The organism is Aerococcus sp. HMSC23C02, assembly GCF_001806805.1.
In the GTDB taxonomy this organism is placed as follows: domain Bacteria; phylum Bacillota; class Bacilli; order Lactobacillales; family Aerococcaceae; genus Aerococcus; species Aerococcus sanguinicola.
On sequence record NZ_KV786059.1, the window covers coordinates 36165 to 51820 of the forward strand.

At 48.8% G+C, this 15656-nt stretch carries 11 protein-coding genes and 1 riboswitch; of the genes, 7 read left to right on the forward strand and 4 right to left on the reverse strand.

Translation table 11 applies throughout. The features are described from left to right. Positions 1–283 precede the first annotated feature (283 nt). From dnaA to HMPREF3090_RS06490, 3 genes are all read left to right on the forward strand, one after another. A complete protein-coding gene (gene dnaA, locus HMPREF3090_RS06480; protein ID WP_067973656.1) occupies positions 284–1630 on the forward strand; it encodes a chromosomal replication initiator protein DnaA in 1347 nt (448 codons plus the stop codon). 204 nt (positions 1631–1834) lie between these two features. Next, positions 1835–2986, forward strand: a complete 1152-nt coding sequence (gene dnaN / locus HMPREF3090_RS06485; RefSeq protein ID WP_067973653.1) for a DNA polymerase III subunit beta — start codon at positions 1835–1837, stop codon at positions 2984–2986. Positions 2987–3183: 197 nt separating this feature from the next. Beyond that, positions 3184–3522, forward strand: a complete 339-nt coding sequence (locus HMPREF3090_RS06490; protein WP_067973649.1) for a hypothetical protein — start codon at positions 3184–3186, stop codon at positions 3520–3522. Positions 3523–3584: 62 nt separating this feature from the next. On the opposite strand, the gene HMPREF3090_RS06495 is transcribed toward HMPREF3090_RS06490, so the two are convergent. Then, positions 3585–4763, reverse strand: a complete 1179-nt coding sequence (locus HMPREF3090_RS06495) for a cation:proton antiporter (RefSeq protein ID WP_067973646.1) — start codon at positions 4761–4763, stop codon at positions 3585–3587. A 60-nt stretch (positions 4764–4823) separates the two neighbouring features. After that, positions 4824–4907, reverse strand: a riboswitch (Fluoride riboswitch). Between the two features lie 409 nt (positions 4908–5316). Between HMPREF3090_RS06495 and yaaA the strand changes: the two genes are divergently transcribed. The 4 genes from yaaA to gyrA are packed head-to-tail and all read left to right on the forward strand — an operon-like array spanning position 5317 to position 11395. Then, the gene (gene yaaA, locus HMPREF3090_RS06500) at positions 5317–5574 is read left to right on the forward strand and encodes a S4 domain-containing protein YaaA (RefSeq protein WP_067973643.1); all 258 of its coding nucleotides are present in this window, start codon (positions 5317–5319) and stop codon (positions 5572–5574) included. After that, complete coding sequence (recF, locus tag HMPREF3090_RS06505) at positions 5561–6682, forward strand: DNA replication/repair protein RecF (RefSeq protein ID WP_067973640.1); 1122 nt, start codon at positions 5561–5563, stop codon at positions 6680–6682. The genes yaaA and recF overlap by 14 nt, the downstream gene beginning before the upstream one ends. Before the next feature lie 18 nt (positions 6683–6700). Then, entirely contained in the window at positions 6701–8689 is a 1989-nt protein-coding gene (gene gyrB, locus HMPREF3090_RS06510) for a DNA topoisomerase (ATP-hydrolyzing) subunit B (RefSeq protein WP_067973637.1), read from the forward strand. A 45-nt stretch (positions 8690–8734) separates the two neighbouring features. Continuing rightward, positions 8735–11395, forward strand: coding sequence for a DNA gyrase subunit A (gene gyrA / locus HMPREF3090_RS06515; protein WP_083272417.1), 2661 nt, complete (start codon positions 8735–8737; stop codon positions 11393–11395). A gap of 66 nt (positions 11396–11461) precedes the next feature. Here the strand turns inward: gyrA and HMPREF3090_RS06520 are convergent, their stop codons facing one another. The 3 genes from HMPREF3090_RS06520 to HMPREF3090_RS06530 all read right to left on the reverse strand — a co-directional run bounded on the left by HMPREF3090_RS06520 (position 11462) and on the right by HMPREF3090_RS06530 (position 15005). Next, positions 11462–12757, reverse strand: coding sequence for an ABC transporter permease (locus HMPREF3090_RS06520; RefSeq protein WP_067973633.1), 1296 nt, complete (start codon positions 12755–12757; stop codon positions 11462–11464). Then, a complete protein-coding gene (locus tag HMPREF3090_RS06525) occupies positions 12750–13655 on the reverse strand; it encodes an ABC transporter ATP-binding protein (RefSeq protein WP_070486197.1) in 906 nt (301 codons plus the stop codon). Before HMPREF3090_RS06525 ends, HMPREF3090_RS06520 begins: the two co-directional genes overlap by 8 nt. Before the next feature lie 237 nt (positions 13656–13892). Continuing rightward, positions 13893–15005 (reverse strand): lactate oxidase, encoded by a 1113-nt coding sequence (locus HMPREF3090_RS06530; protein WP_067973626.1) that lies wholly within the window; start codon positions 15003–15005, stop codon positions 13893–13895. Between the last annotated feature and the right edge of the window lie 651 nt (positions 15006–15656).

Here is a 15656-nt window from a genome sequence, read left to right on the forward strand (position 1 = left end):
AAAGAGCTTTTTAATACTTGAAACTATCCACAAGAGCAAATTATCCCCATTTATACCAGTAAGTTTCCACAGTTTGTGGATAAATTTAATCACAACTTGGGATAATTTCTATTCACAGCTTAATTATCTGTGGAAAAAGACTTTTTTTCATGTTATCCTTTTATTACCATTAATTTGGGGATAACTTAGCTTTTTTTATTGAAATGATCTTTTCCTTGCTGCTTATCATAAGTTATCCACGATAGGAACGATATACAAATTTGTTTATTAAGGAGATATACGCATGGAAGAAATGATGAAACTTTGGGAGTATATTGACAATTATTTTAAAGAAGAACTCTCAAAAGCCAGTCACGAAACCTGGTTTTCAGAGTTACGTCCGGAGCGTTTAGAGAATAATACCCTCTATCTTGTGGCGGGCTCTGAACTACACAAGAAACATATTGAAAACCACTACCTGGTCCAAATCCGCCAGGTGGCCTTTAACTACCTAGGCTATGACATCGATGTGGTCGTCCATCTGGCTAGCCAACCGGCGACCAACTTCACCCTCAACGGCCAGCGTCCCCAGGAAGAAGAGAAACCCAACCGCTACCACGACCGCAGCACCATGTTGAATCCTAAATACACCTTCGATAATTTCATCGTTGGGGAAGGTAATAAGATGGCCCATGCCGCAGCTCTAGCGGTAGCTGAGGGACCGGGTCGGGACTACAACCCCCTCTTCTTCTTCGGGGGTGTGGGGCTAGGAAAGACCCACTTGATGCAGGCAATCGGCCATGAAGTTTTACGAACCAATCCCGAAGCCCGGGTTAAATATGTCACCAGTGAGACCTTTACCAATGACTTCATTGAAGCGATTCGGACTAACTCAACCTCTGAATTCCACGAAGAGTACCGGACGGTTGATATCCTACTCGTGGATGATATCCAATTCATTGGCAACAAGCAGTCTACCCAGGAGGAATTTTTCCATACTTTCAATGCCCTCTATAATAAGAACAAACACATTGTGCTGACCTCTGACCGAGACGCTAGCCAGATTCCAGAATTAGAAGACCGGCTGGTTTCCCGCTTCAAGCAGGGCTTATCGACCGATATTACCCCACCTGACCTAGAAACGCGGATCGCTATCCTGCGCAACAAGGCCCAGGTCAACCATATTGATATCGAGGACAGCACCCTAACCTATATTGCTGGACAGATTGATACCAATATCCGTGAATTAGAGGGAGCTCTGACTAGCGTCCAAGCCTATGCCGTCATGCACCAAGAAGAGATTACCCCTAGCATGGCAGCCAAGGCCCTCCGCAACTATAAGGATACTTCGGCCCAGGCCCTGCCTTCGATTGCCGAAATCCAAGAGACGGTGGCCCAGTACTTCGACCTCACCGTTGAAGACCTCAAAGGCAAGAAGCGCAAGCGGGAAATCGTTGTCCCCCGCCAGATCGCTATGTACCTCTCCCGGGAAATTACCGAAGCTTCCCTTCCCAAGATTGGTCAAGAATTCGGCGGCAAGGACCACACCACCGTCCTCCACGCCCATGAGAAAATTCTTGGCGAAATCGACGAATCAACCGATGTCAAACGCGATGTCGAAAACATCGAAAAGCTACTCAAAAATAGCTAATCAATGTATCCACAAGCTCACTATGTTAAAATAATAAAAAAGGACCTGTGGATAATTATGAAAGAAGTCCCCAGTTTATAAACAGGCTTTCCACATGTGGAAAAGCAGGTGTCTGATAAGGATTAGCCACTTATCCACAGATTTAACAGGCCCTATTACTATTATTATCTTTATATTAATATATATAAATAAAGGAGTGCTCAAATGAAATTCTCAGTGAACCGTGCTGTCTTCGTTGAAAATCTCAGCAATGTCCAACGTGCGATCAGTTCACGAACTACCATTCCTGTCCTTACAGGAGTCAAAATTCTAGCAACTGATAACGGCATCCTCCTTACCGGGAGTGATTCCACTATCTCGATCGAAGCTTTTATTGATGCCAATAATGAAGACAACCAATTGCAAGTGGAAAAAGCAGGTTCCATTGTCTTACCTTCACGTTTCTTTGGCGAAATTGTTAAGAAGCTACCCAATGAAATCATGCACTTGGAAGTTAAAGACAACCTACAGACCGATATTACGGCTGGCCAAGCTGCCTTCACCCTCAATGGGACCGCAGGCAGTGAATACCCTAAGCTACCGGAAATTGATTCCGATACCAGCTTTACCATTCCAGCCAATATCTTCCGCCAAGTGATCAACCACACCATTATCTCTGTCTCCAACCAGGAAATCCGGCCGATTTTTACAGGGATCCATTTTGTCATTGCAAATAACCATCTCAAGGCAGTTTCCACAGACTCCCACCGGCTCAGTCAACGGATTGTGCCCTTGGAAGTTCCTGAAAGCCTAGCCGATCAAGAATTTGCCCTGAATATTCCTGGTCGCAGTCTGAGTGAACTGACTCGGATTGCTGAAGATAGCGATAACATTGAAATGATGGTGGCAGATAAGCAGGTTCTCTTTAAGACCGATAACATCTACCTCTATTCCCGGCTCTTAGAAGGTAAGTACCCTGATACGGACCGCCTCTTGCCTGAAGACTATCAAACTCGGATCCAGATTGATGCACCAGACCTTTTGAGCGCTATCGAACGGGCTCTGATCCTGAGCCACGAAGGCCGTAACAATGTGGTTAAACTAAGTATTGATAGTGACCAAGTTGTTCTATCCGGTCAGTCAGCCGAAGTTGGTGAGGTGGAAGAAGAATTAAATATTTCCTCTGCTGATGGGGAAAGCCTAGCGATTTCTTTCAACCCGGACTACATGCGCCAAGCCCTGAGAACTTTTGGCGCCCAAGAGATTGCCCTGCGCTTCCAATCGCCTTCTCACCAATTTATTCTCCTGCCAGCCAATGCCCAGGATAACTTCAATTTTGTCCAATTGATTACGCCTATCCGGACACCGGGGAATTAGGTTGTATAAAAAACAAAAATAAAAGCGCCCCTGATCTGGCTTTAGCTGTTGAGCTGAGGCCGGTCTGGGGGTGCTTTTCTTATGTTTTTAAATGGTGCTAGTGACCACCTGTCTTTTCTTTGGATTTTATATTTTTGTCTGTTTATTTTATAATAAGTGTAAGAAAGGTAACCGGTTTTAGAGAGAGGTGGTCCATAATGGCAGAAGAAACTATGAGAAAAGTAGCCGATGTGCTTTTTTGGTTGACTTTGTTGGCATATGTTGCGCTGGCTTTTGTAGGTGTTAGCCGTCTTGTTGAGAATTTGGCTCTCTATACCTGTTGGACAACAATTTATTTTAAGAAGGCTTGCGAAGAGCATGGTTTTGATAAGTGGCCTAGCAACTTAGTCCGGGCCCTGGTGCAAATGGGAGTTATTTTACTCCTGGTCAACTTAATTATCCAAGTGTTCCCAGAAGCTTCCCAGCGTCGTCTAGCCCTCTTTTTGGTCTTACTTGCCTATATAGCTTATCTATTAGTTAAACAAATGAAAAAATAAGACATTAAAAGGCCTTCCCCATGCTCAAGGGAAGGCCTTTGATTTTATTCACATGTGGATAATTATTCCTTTGAAAGGAATTTTTTGTAGCTGAGGTCGATGCCGAATGCGCCTAGGGGGGCGGTGAGGAGGATGGCGACGACGGAGACGGTGAGGATGATTTCGCCGGAAGGGAGTCCCATGGCGAGAGGGATACCGCCAATGGCAGCTTGGACGGTGGCCTTAGGGAGGTAGGCGATGACGCTGAAGGCGCGTTCTCGGAGGCTGAGATTGGTATGGCTGAGGCTGACCAGGACGCCCACTGCGCGGAAGCATAGGACAAGGGCAATCAAGAGGATAGGCAGCCAGCCGGCTTGGAAGGCGTAGGGCAGGTTGACGGAAGCCCCTACCAGGACAAAGAGCAGGATTTCACCAGGGATCCACAGCGCATTGTAGTAGCGGGAGAGGTCCTGGGCGCGTTTGCCGTCCAAACGGTTGATCAGGATCCCCATGCTCATAACGGCTAGGATGCCGGAGAAGGGAACTTGTGGGAAGGCCTTCTCTAGGGAAACAAAGACAAAAGAGAAGCCTAAAAGGAAGATCACTTGGCTAACAGTAGGCCAATCAAAGCGTTTGAAGAAGGCATTGAGTCCTGCACCGACTAGTCCGCCTACCAGGATGCCGAGGATAATGGAAATTGGAATATTTAAGAGCTGGGTGGCCTGGAAGTCTCCGCCCTGGGCTAGACCGAGGAAGGAGGAGAAGAGGACGAGCACGTAGATGTCATCGGCCGAGGATCCAGCGAGAATAATTTGGGGAATCTGCTTGTCCATCCCATAGCCTTCGTCCATCAATTTAATCATCTTTGGAACCACCACAGCAGGCGAGACCGCGCCCAGTACCGTCCCCAAAAGCAGGGCGTCGATCCGGGAAATGCCTAGAATGCTGGGGGCGAGTAGGGCCGTTCCTAGGATTTCGAAAGTCGCTGGGACAAAGCACATGAGTAAGGCAGGTCGCCCGACCTTCAATAAGCCCTTGATGTCCAGTGACAGGCCTGCCCGGCTGAGAATAATAATGAGGGCGACTTGGCGGAGGTCAGCCGACAGGTCAAGGATTCCCCCGTCGAGAAGCTTCAAGACATGGGGACCGAGAACAATCCCTAGAAAGAGAAAACCGATCAGACTCGGGACCTTGATCTGCTTACAGACCCGGTCGATCAAGAGCCCAAAGATAAAGATATAAGCAAAGCTCATTAGTAACATAAGACCACTCCTTTGATTATTTGATTAAGTAAAGAGCAAAAAAAGCTGATACTCCTGCCCTTTACAGCAGAAGTCATCAGCTTTTGAATCATCAATAGCGGTTTAGGGCTAGGCCCAAGGAAGACATTCATTTCCTGTGTCTTGATTATAGGCAGTTTGTCCGTTTTTTGTCAATCAGAACTTTCGATCGCTTGAAATAAGTTTCATTTATCTTATTTGATTGCTTCTTTTGATTGAATACTCGGCTTTCACAAAAATAAGACAAGTTTTTTCTTAGAGCGGCCTTATTTTGTCCTGAGAAGGCTTTTCAATCTTTAGAGACGAATTTCCCTCCCAATAAAAAACAAGCCAATAGCCCCCTCTCTTTGCAAAAAAGCGGTTTTTGGGGTATAATAAGAGGTGACAGTATAGATCTAAATGAGCTATAGATTTTTTAATTTGCGACGACCGCTTTGGCTCGTATTTGGCTAAATCGCAAATCTCTGCCGGTTCGAGCAGGGATTGCGATTTTTTATTTAGCGGAAGCTAAGGAAGATGGAAAGGAAGTGACGCAATGACTGAGACCATTGAGATAACGGGTGACTTTATGACTTTGACCCAATTGTTGAAGGAAACAGGCATTATTGCAACGGGTGGCCAGGCGAAATGGTACCTGTCTGAATTTGCGGTTTATATTGATGGTGAGCAGGACCAGCGTCGAGGACGAAAGATTTATCCAGGGTCAGTAGTTGAAGTGCCTGCTGAGGAAGCCATTTTCCAGCTTGTCAGTGCTTCTGGCGCGGCTTTGGATGATGCCCATGATCCTCGATGAGATCCGCCTGCTCAATTTCAGAAATTATGAGTCTGCTGAGGTGACTTTTTCACCGGGAATCAATGTCTTTATTGGGGACAATGCCCAGGGGAAGACCAGTCTCCTAGAGGCAATCTATATCCTCTCCCTAGCCCGCAGCCACCGGACCAACCATGACCGCGAGCTCTTGCGCTGGGAGAGTCAGGAAGCCCTGGTTGAAGGCCGGGTCAGCAACCGTTTCGGCAAGCTGCCCTTAAGTGTCAAGCTGACCAAAAGCGGCAAGCTGGTTAAGGTTAACCACCTCGAGCAGCGCCGCTTGAGCGACTATATTGGCCGCTTGAATGTGGTGCTCTTTGCTCCCGAAGATTTGGACCTGGTCAAGGGGGCCCCACAATTACGGCGAAAATTTATTGATATGGAGCTCAGCCAGATGAGTCCCGTTTATCTGCACACTTCGGTTGACTACCAGCAGATCTTAAAGCAGCGCAATGCCTACCTAAAGCAGCTACTCAGTCAGCAGGCCCAAGACAAGCTTTACTTGGAGATCTTGACGGAGCAAGTGGCTGCTGCGGGCGCCCGGATTATTTGCCAGCGCTTGGCCTTCCTCGATAAGTTAGAGGCCTGGGCGAGCGAGCTCCACCACCATATCTCCCAGGGCAAGGAAGCGCTCAGCCTGCGCTATCGGAGTGCGGTCGACCTACCCCAGGCCCCCTCTGAGGAGAATGTCTATGAGGCCCTCTTGGCTAAGTTTGAAGAAGTCGAGTCGCGTGAACTGGACCGCGGGGTGAGCTTAGCTGGCCCCCACCGGGATGACCTTCAATTCTTGATTAACGGCCAGGATGTCCAGAAATTTGGCTCACAAGGCCAGCAGCGGACCACAGTCTTAAGTATGAAATTAGCAGAAATTGAGTGTATGCAGGAGATGACGGGGGAATACCCCATTCTCTTATTGGATGATGTCTTGAGTGAGCTGGATGATGACCGGCAGACCCACTTGCTCAAAACCATTGAAAAGAAAGTTCAGACCTTTTTGACGACAACCAGTCTCGATGGGGTCCAGGAAGAACAGATTGATGAGCCGGCGCTATTTGAAATTGCGCAGGGACAAGTCCAACGATTGGATGACTAGAAGGAGTGATGGAAAGCGATGGCAGATGAGAAACACTTTGAAGACCAAGCACAGGAAGAAAGCCAGGAACCAAGCAAGGAGGAACAGGAGGAACTGGCCCATCTGGCGGAGAGCTATGATGCCAGCCAAATTCAAGTCCTAGAGGGGCTCGAGGCGGTCCGGAAACGGCCTGGGATGTATATTGGGTCGACCAGTGAGACCGGCCTCCACCACCTAGTTTGGGAGATTGTCGATAACTCAATCGATGAGGCCTTAGCTGGTTTTGCCAAGCATATTCAAATTGAAATCTTGGAAGATAATGTGATTCGGATTACGGACGATGGCCGGGGGATTCCTGTCGATATCCAACAAAAAACCGGCCGGCCAGCAGTAGAGACTGTCTTTAATGTTCTCCACGCTGGGGGTAAATTCGGGGGTGGCTCTTACAAGGTCTCCGGCGGCTTGCACGGGGTGGGGGCCTCAGTGGTGAATGCCCTCTCTGAATGGCTCCACGTCGATGTCTACAAGAATGGCAAGATCTACCACCAAGAATACAGCCGGGGGAAGATCATGACCGAGCTCGAAGTGACAGGAGAAACCGACCAGCAAGGAACGGTTGTCACCTTCAAAGCCGATAGCGAGATTTTCCGAGAAACAACGGTTTATAACCGGGAAATACTGAATAAACGGACCCGGGAGCTCGCCTTCTTGAACAAGGGCTTGCGGATTTCACTGACCGACAAGCGGGAAGAAGAAACGGTTGAATACAGCTACCACTTCGAAGGTGGGATCAAGGAATATATCGACTTCCTCAACCAGAATAAGACCCCGCTTTTCCCTGAACCTATCTACCTAGAAGGGGAACAGGATGATATTGAGGTCGAAGTTGCTCTCCAGTATACGGACGACTTCCATGTGAACTTTATGAGTTTTGCTAACAATATCCATACTTTTGAAGGGGGGACCCATGAATCTGGGGTTAAGACCGCCCTCACCCGGACTATCAACGACTATGCCCGGAATGTCAATATTCTCAAGGATAATGATGAGAACCTGACTGGGGAAGATGTGCGTGAAGGCCTGACCCTGATCGTTTCAGTACGCCACCCCGACCCTCAATTCGAAGGGCAAACTAAGATGAAACTCGGAAATTCGGAAGTACGAACGATTACCGACCGACTTTTCGGCCAGCACTTTTCGACCTTCCTCTTAGAGAATCCCAATATCGGCCGGCAAATTGTCGACAAGGGCTTGGTTGCTTCTAAGGCACGGAAGGCAGCCAAACGGGCCCGGGAAATGACCCGGAAGAAGTCTGGGCTAGAAATCTCCAACCTACCGGGTAAATTGGCCGATTGTTCCAGCCGGGTGCCCGAGGAATGCGAACTCTTCATCGTCGAAGGGAATTCCGCTGGGGGCTCCGCTAAGAACGGCCGGGACCGCCACTTCCAAGCCATCTTGCCTATCCGTGGTAAGATCTTGAATGTTGAAAAAGCGTCTATGGACCGGATCTTAGCCAATGAAGAGATTCGTTCCCTCTTTACAGCGATGGGGACGGGCTGGGGCAATGACTTCGATGTCTCCAAGGCCCGCTACCATAAGCTCGTTATCATGACCGATGCCGATGTCGATGGGGCCCACATCCGGACCCTCTTATTGACTCTGATCTATCGTTACATGCGTCCCCTCTTGGATGCGGGTTATGTGTATATTGCGGTTCCTCCCCTCTACCAGGTACGCCAAGGGAAGAAGATCCAGTATATTGAATCGGATGCCGAATTAGAGGCATATATGGCCAGTCTTCCTGAGCGTCCTAAGCCCGTTGTCCAACGCTATAAGGGGCTGGGCGAGATGGATGCCGAACAGCTCTGGGATACGACCATGGACCCAAGTACGCGTCGCATGCTTCAAGTCAGCGTTGAAGACGGTGTGGAAGCCGACCAAATGATCTCCATGTTAATGGGCGACCATGTGGCACCGCGGCGGAACTTTATCGAAGAGAACGCCACTTATGCGACCATCGACCTTTAGTCATGACCAATTGGACGACTAGGCAAGCTAGAATAGGAGGCTAGTATTTTGGCTTTAGACAATAGATTAGAACGTCGAGAAATCTCCCATGAAATGCGGACATCCTTCCTCGACTATGCCATGAGTGTTATCGTGGCACGGGCACTGCCGGATGTTCGGGATGGGATGAAACCTGTCCACCGGCGAATTCTCTACGGGATGAATGAATTGGGGGTTACCCCAGATAAACCTTATAAGAAGTCAGCGCGGATTGTCGGAGATGTCATGGGTAAGTACCACCCCCATGGGGACTTCGCCATCTATGAATCTATGGTGCGGATGGCCCAGGACTTCTCCTACCGCTATATGCTGGTAGACGGCCACGGGAACTTCGGCTCCATCGATGGGGACCAGGCTGCCGCCATGCGGTATACCGAAGCGCGGATGAGTAAGATTGCTACTGAAATGTTGCGGGATATCAACAAGGACACGGTGGACTTTATCGCCAACTACGACGGCGAAGAGCGTGAACCAGAAGTTCTCCCTTCCCGCTTCCCTAACCTCTTAGTTAACGGGGCGACCGGGATTGCGGTCGGGATGACTACTAATATCCCACCCCATAACTTAAATGAGGTAATCTCAGGTATCCACACCCTGATGAAGAATCCAGAAGCAACGACGGCTGAGCTGATGGAAGCCATCCCTGGACCGGACTTTCCGACCGGGGGGATTGTGATCGGCAAGTCGGGGATCCGCAAGGCTTATGAAACAGGCCAAGGACGCATCATTGTCCGCGGTAAGTTGGATATCGACCAGATGTCCAGTGGTCGCGAACGGATTGTCATCCATGAGATTCCTTATATGGTCAACAAGGCTAAGTTAGTGGAACGGATTGCGGATTTAGCTCGTGACAAGGTGATTGAAGGCATCACGGCAGTCCGGGATGAATCCGGCCGGGATGGCATGCGGATTGTGGTGGAATGCCGCAAGGACGCCAGTGCCAGTGTGATCGTCAACAACCTCTACAAGCTGACCCAGCTCCAAGCCAACTTCAACTTTAATATGTTGGCCATCGTCAACGGTGTGCCTAAGACCCTGAGTCTCAAGGAAATCCTGACCTATTACTTGGACCACCAAGAAGAGATTATCCGTCGTCGGTCGATCTTTGAGAAGAAAAAGGCCGAAGCCCGGGCCCATATCCTGGAAGGTTTACAGGTGGCCCTGGACCATATTGATGAAATCGTCAATATCCTGCGCTCATCACGTTCTGGTGACGAAGCCAAGGAAATCTTTATGACCCAGTACAAACTCTCGGATAAGCAAGCCCAAGCCATTCTCGATATGCGTCTGGTCCGCTTAACTGGCTTGGAACGGGAAAAGATTGACAAGGAACATGCCGAACTGATGGCTGAAATTGCCCGCTTGACGGAAATCCTAGCCAGCGAAGAGAAACGTTATGAAATTATTTACCAAGAATTATTAGAAATCCAGGCTCGCTATGGCGACGACCGCCGGACCGAACTGCGGGTGGGTGAAATCACCAGCCTGGAAGATGAGGACTTGATCGAAGAAGAGAATGTGCTCGTTACCCTGACCCGGAACGGCTATATTAAGCGGGTTGCCGATGATGAATTCCGCGTCCAAAACCGCGGCGGTCTCGGCGTCAAAGGCATGAGCATGAACGATGGGGACTATATCGAAACCATGTTCTCAACTTCTACCCATGACATTATCCTGTTCTTTACGGACAAGGGCAAAGTCTACCAGATGAAGGGCTATGAGATTCCAGAATACGGCCGGCAAGCCAAGGGGATTCCGATCGTTAACCTCCTGAACTTGGAAGAGGACGAGAAGGTGCGTGATGCCATCAATGTGACCCCGGTGGACTATGACGGCGATTCTGACGGCTATCTGGCCTTTATTACGCGCCAGGGTGTCATTAAACGGACTCCTGTTCGCGACTACTTCAATATCCGTAACAACGGCCTGATCGCCCTCAATCTCAAGGAGGATGATGAGCTCGTCGATGTGCTCTTTACCAATGGCCAGCGCAATCTGATCGTGGCTTCCCACGATGGCTATGCGGTCAGCTTCAATGAACAAGACGCCCGGTCGATGGGGCGGACAGCTACCGGTGTTCGGGCCATCCGTTTGGAGCCTGGTGACTATGTGATTGGAGCCGCCGTCCTAGCTGACGATGCGGATGTCCTTGTCGTCACCGAGAATGGTTATGGGAAGCGGACCCCAGCCAGCGAATATGCCATCCGCAAGCGCGGCGGTAAAGGGGTTAAAACCATCAATGCCAGCCAGCGGAACGGGAAGCTGGTGGGGATGACAACCGTCGACCTAACTGAAGATATCATGCTGATGACCGATGAAGGCGTAGTCATCCGCTTCCATGCGGCTGATATTTCCCAAACAGGTCGGGTGACCCAGGGTGTCCGCCTCATGCGCTTGAATGATGACGCCAAGGTTTCAACTATGGCCAAGGTGGAAGCTGAAGAAGAGGAAGAAGTTGCTTCTGCAGGCGCGGCCCAACAAGCAGAGGGCGAGGAAGACTTCTCAGCCATTGCTGAAAAGGTCAACGAAGAAACCGAAGATAGTGATGAATCGGTTTACGATGACCAGGATATTCCTCAAGCTCGCCTGTCGGATGACCAAATCCAAGAAAACCTGCACCATTTCACCAATGAACTCTTGGATGAAGAAGACGACGACCAAGAATAGGAATAAAACTAAGTAAAAAGCCAGCCCGAAAGCTGGCTTTTTCTTATGGAATTTTTGAACGGCTAGCTAAGCCTCTTTCTCGCTGCGCCAGAGGGTCCATGACCGCTTCAGGGTGTCCAGCATGCCCTTGTCACTGTAGGTGAGGACATTGCTCTTGTAGAAGGCCGCTGAGAGGTAGAAGATGGCTACCATCGTGATCAGGCTGAGCACGACAGAGAGGCCAATTTCGAAGCCTGAGACACTTTCTCCAGCGATACGGAAGGGCATCACGAAAGGCGTGAAGAAAGGAATCTGTGAGCTGATCCGCACCAAGGCATTGTTGGCTGAGGAAGCGAAGGCGAAGAGGCCGATATAGAAGCCAGCCACCCCCAAGAAAACAACAGGCATGATGGTTTTTTGGACATCTTCGGTCTTGGAAACGAGGGAGCCCAGGAAGCCCGCAAAACTGGTGTAGATCAGGATACCGATAAGGGCGAAGACCAGGCCCAAGGCAAAGATCGGCAGGGCTTCTTGGATCAGACTGCCTAGTTGTAAGTTGTCTAAGAGCTTATCTGGAATCGGCAGGCTGACTAGGGAGCTGGCGAAGGCAGCCGCTCCTAGGAGATAGAGGATTAGGTAGCAGCCAATCTGAGTCAGAATCATGAGCCCCACCCCAATCATCTTGCCGAAGAAATGGGTTCGGGCCGGGATACTGGAGAGGATAATTTCCATAATCCGCGAGCCTTTCTCTGCTGCAATCTCTTGGGCAATGATGTTGACATAGGAAATAATAAAGAAGAAAACAATAAAGCAAGTAAAATAGGCCATAAATGAGCGAATGATATACTTGATCGAATTCCCTTCTTCTTGGGAGAGCTTGCCATCCTCCCCAAAATTCAGGTTATTGACATTGATTGCTACCGATTGACTTTGGAGCTTGGCCAGGTCCTCTTGGCTGAGCCCCAGACTTTGAGCCAGGCGCCGGACTTGTAAATCCTGGAGCCCTTTTTCAATATCGTCTAAATTAACATCGCTAGAAGTGGTTTTGTGGAAGAAATTGGCCTTAATTTGGCCCTTGTCCTCGCCGACTTCAAGGTAACCATCAATCTTGTCGTCGCGCAAGGCGGCCTGGGCCTCTTCTTGGTTGAGGTCCAAGATAATCTGGTTGTGGCCCTTATTCGCCTCTACAATCTCTTGGACTTCGGGAGAAGCCTGGACCAAGGCGATATCCCCCGACTTAGTGGCCTCGCTCTGACCAATGAAGTAGCCGATGAGACCAAAGACAGCGACCATGACTAGGGGCGAAGCGACCATCCAGACGAAGGACCAGGAAAAGACATTCTTGCGGTATACGCTTTTTGCGACAGTCCATAATTTACTCATTGGAGCCACCTGCTTTCATTTTAAAGATTGCTTCGAGTGTGGGCGGTTGCTGGCTGAAGGCTTTAATATAATGGCCCTGGGTCACCTGGTCGAAGATCTGCGGACCATAACTTTCATCCTGGAGCTCCAATTGGTAAACGCCAGGACGGTCGCTTTCAACCTTGTCCACACCCTCTAATCCGGCCAATTGTTCCGCTGTCCACTTGTCTGTTTCCAGGTAGAGCCGGGTGTTGCCGAAGCTTTCACGGACTTGGTCGATGGGGCCATAGAGCACGCGCTTGCCATCATGGATCATAATCAGTTCATCACAGAGCCGCTCGACATTATCCATATTATGGCTGGAGAAGATGATAGAACTCCCCTGGTCTCTCAGATAGAGGATGCCATTCTTGAGCAAGTCAGCGTTGACCGGATCCAAGCCAGAAAAAGGCTCATCTAGGATCACAAATTCAGGTTCATGGATGAGAGTGGCGATCAGTTGGACTTTCTGCTGGTTCCCCTTAGACAGGGTCTTGATCTTGTCCTGGCGCTTGCCCTTAACCTGGAAACGGTCCATCCACTCATCAATCCGGGCCAAGACATCCTGGCGCTTCATCCCCCGCAATTCAGCGAAGTAAACAATCTGCTCTTCGATGGACATCTTCTCGTAGAGCCCCCGCTCCTCTGGCAGGTAGCCGATAATATTATAGATTTGGGTGTTCATGGCCTTGCCATTCCAGGTCACACTGCCCTCGCCTTCTGGTGTCAAAAAGTCCAAGATCATCCGGAAGATGGTCGTTTTTCCAGACCCATTACGGCCAATCATGCCAAGAATCTTCCCGTTCTCCAACTGGAAGGAGACATCATCAACCGCGACATTCTGCCCGAAAGTCTTGGTTAGGTGCTTAGCTTCAAGCATTTCCCTCACTCCTTTATTTTTTCTTAAAATTAATTTAACCCTAGTATATCATGTGCGGCAAAAGACATAAATCAAAGACTAGATCTTCTGGGGAAAATATTTGTGTGTTAGCAGTGATTAACTAAACAATCGCGGCTTACAAGTCGAATTGTGAGCAGAAGGTATGCTCACTCATATGATTTATTTTAGAAAAAAAAACTGGCTTCCCCAAAAAGGAGGAAGCCAGTGAATTTGGTCTTAGTTCCAGTTATCTAAAGCTTTTAAGCGGGCTGCTTTGACTTGGTCAATGTTTTGCGTCCCAGCCAATTGCATCACGCGTTTGAGGTCGGTTTCGAAGTATTCAAAGACGGACCGCACACCCTTCCAGCCACCTAGGGCTAAGCCAAAGAGGACAGGACGTCCCAGAGCAACCAGGTCGGCACCTTGGGCTAGGGCCTTGAAGATGTGTTCACCGCGGCGGACACCTGAGTCGAAGACAATTGGCACCCGGCCAGCAACCGCATCAGCAACTTCAGCTAAGCATTCAAAGGAGCCTGGTGCTTCGTCTAATTGGCGGCCACCGTGTGTGGATACCCAAACACCATCAGCCCCTGCTCCGATGGCCACATTGGCATCTTCCGCTGTCTGCAGCCCTTTAACAAAGACAGGGAGGTCAGTATGTTTCTTGATGAATTCGACATCACGCGGGGTAATCTTTTGCTTGGATTGGCCATAGATATTGTTGAGGGACATATTTTCCCCAGTCCCTGTCAGGTAGCGGGAAACAATTGGCATACCGAAGGGGTAAACAAATTCATTCTTGTCATCCCGGTCGCGGTTACCTGAGATGGTCGCATCGGCCGTTAGAATAATAGCGGATGCCCCATCGGCCTTGGCTTCGTTCAGGATGTTAATATTAAGTTCATCATCCTTGGCCATATAGATTTGGAACCAGCGCGGATTACCTTGGAGGCCTTCATCAATTTCTTCGAAGGTAGCTCCTGAATATGCTGAAATCGACATAATGGTGCCTCCAAATTCAGAAATCCCCTTAGCTGTTCCAGCTTCCTTAGTTTCGTGGGCTAGACCATGGGCTGCGATTGGCGCCATGATGAAAGGCACTTTCAGTTTTTGACCAAAAATTTCTGTTTCCGTTTCTGGGAACTCGACATCGGCCAAAACCCTTGGCAGGATACCTTGCGATTTGAAGCATTGCACATTACGTTTTAAGGTAAATTCTTCACCTGAACCGCCTGCTAGGTAGTCAAAACCGCCTTTAGGCATGACTTCTTTTGCTAAGTCTTCAAGTTCAATAGTATTATAAATGGTTAAGTCTTTCACCTCAGAAGGTGCTTTGTATTCGGCTGACATAATTTTTCTCCTTTTCTGTGAATAATGAAAGCTTAATGAAAACACTTTCTTTACACTTCTAAATTAACATAAAAGCCTTAAATTCAAAAATAAAACGCTTACTTTTTAATAAAAAATTATCGCTGTGAATCATAGATTCTAGGTATAGGTGGAGCGGCTTAGATTAAGGAGCTAAGATTTGGTCATGCTGGCAAGACTTTATTGACCTAAAAGTTGGACGGTGCTGATTTTTGAATACAAGTCTCGTTAGCAAGTTGACTTTCATTAAAATTTCACTCCCAATAAAAAAACTCTAGCCAGGCTTGATTCAGCTTGGCTAGAGGGTTTAGCTAGTTTGTACATTCATCATATCAAAAGCACTGATTTGGAAGAGCTTTTGTAGTCGAATATTGTTAACCCACAATTGGAGCTTGCTAGCGTAGATTGAACGGTGCCAAGCCACACTTCGGAATCTCGAGTGTGGCTTCCCAATCTTCAACCCACAATGGAAGAACTTGATTGTGGCTTGTTCATTATGAAGCCACAAATTGAAGCTCTGAGTGTGGGGTGAGCGATGTCAAACCACACTCGGCCCCTTTGATTGTGGATTGGCTCATTATGGGCGCGCTCCCTTACACCCTAGTCGGGTTCGAGGATGCAGAAAGGGCTCCT

What these genes read in the sequence shown, in the direction of transcription:
- dnaA (WP_067973656.1), top strand. Translation starts at nt 284, where the DNA reads ATGGAAGAAATGATGAAACTTTGGGAGTATATTGACAATTATTTTAAA.
- HMPREF3090_RS06530 (WP_067973626.1), bottom strand. Translation starts at nt 15,005, where the DNA reads ATGTCAGCCGAATACAAAGCACCTTCTGAGGTGAAAGACTTAACCATT.
- recF (WP_067973640.1), top strand. Translation starts at nt 5,561, where the DNA reads ATGATCCTCGATGAGATCCGCCTGCTCAATTTCAGAAATTATGAGTCT.
- HMPREF3090_RS06490 (WP_067973649.1), top strand. Translation starts at nt 3,184, where the DNA reads ATGGCAGAAGAAACTATGAGAAAAGTAGCCGATGTGCTTTTTTGGTTG.
- dnaN (WP_067973653.1), top strand. Translation starts at nt 1,835, where the DNA reads ATGAAATTCTCAGTGAACCGTGCTGTCTTCGTTGAAAATCTCAGCAAT.
- gyrB (WP_067973637.1), top strand. Translation starts at nt 6,701, where the DNA reads ATGGCAGATGAGAAACACTTTGAAGACCAAGCACAGGAAGAAAGCCAG.
- HMPREF3090_RS06495 (WP_067973646.1), bottom strand. Translation starts at nt 4,763, where the DNA reads ATGTTACTAATGAGCTTTGCTTATATCTTTATCTTTGGGCTCTTGATC.
- HMPREF3090_RS06525 (WP_070486197.1), bottom strand. Translation starts at nt 13,655, where the DNA reads ATGCTTGAAGCTAAGCACCTAACCAAGACTTTCGGGCAGAATGTCGCG.
- yaaA (WP_067973643.1), top strand. Translation starts at nt 5,317, where the DNA reads ATGACTGAGACCATTGAGATAACGGGTGACTTTATGACTTTGACCCAA.
- HMPREF3090_RS06520 (WP_067973633.1), bottom strand. Translation starts at nt 12,757, where the DNA reads ATGAGTAAATTATGGACTGTCGCAAAAAGCGTATACCGCAAGAATGTC.